Below are 648 nucleotides of genomic sequence, written 5' to 3'. Positions count from 1 at the left end.
TCCCGATGGCTGTAGATGGTGATGCCCAGCACCTCGCGCTGCACCCGCCCGTTGAAGCGCTCCACGAGACCATTGGTCTGCGGCGTGTAGGGCTTGGTCTTGCGGTGCTCCAGCTTCAGCTGGCGGCAGGCGTCCTCGAAAGCATCCGCCGTGAAGCAGGATCCTCGATCCGTCAGGACGTGCGTGACCTTGAAGGGGAAGGCGCGCACCGCCTCTTTCAGGAAGGCGACCGCGCTGGTGGCCAGCTCATCGTCCTTGACGGCCAGGTGCACCCAGCGCGAGCAGCGGTCGATGGCCACATACAAATAGCGTTTGCGGCGCTCCCCGTCGGCGGTCTGCAGCTTGGGCAGGTGCTTGATGTCGATGTGCACGAAGCCGAGATCATAGTCCTTGAACGTGCCGCTCTTGCGCTGGCGCTGCTGCGCCGGGGGCAATCGTCCCAGACCCTCGGCCTTGAGGATGCGGTAGACGGCATCGCGGTTGAGATGCGGCAGGAAATGCGTGACGATGAAGGTCAGATCGTCGAGCGGAAAGCCGGTGGCCTGGCGCAGGACGCAGACGATGGCGCGCTCCTCGTCCGTGGCTTTCCAGGGCAGCTTGTGCGGCCGGCTGGAATGGTCCTGGCAGTCCTGGGCTCCGCGCTTGCGC

The 648-nt window shown here is 65.3% G+C and carries 1 protein-coding gene; it reads right to left on the bottom strand.

Translation table 11 applies throughout. The features are described 5' to 3' along the window. The coding region (locus FS320_RS44675; protein ID WP_152718811.1) for a DDE-type integrase/transposase/recombinase at nucleotides 1–648 on the bottom strand (648 nt) is incomplete at both ends.

The organism is Microvirga tunisiensis (genome assembly GCF_009296175.1).
GTDB lineage: Bacteria > Pseudomonadota > Alphaproteobacteria > Rhizobiales > Beijerinckiaceae > Microvirga > Microvirga tunisiensis.
This window is presented reverse-complemented; position numbering and strand designations above follow the sequence as displayed.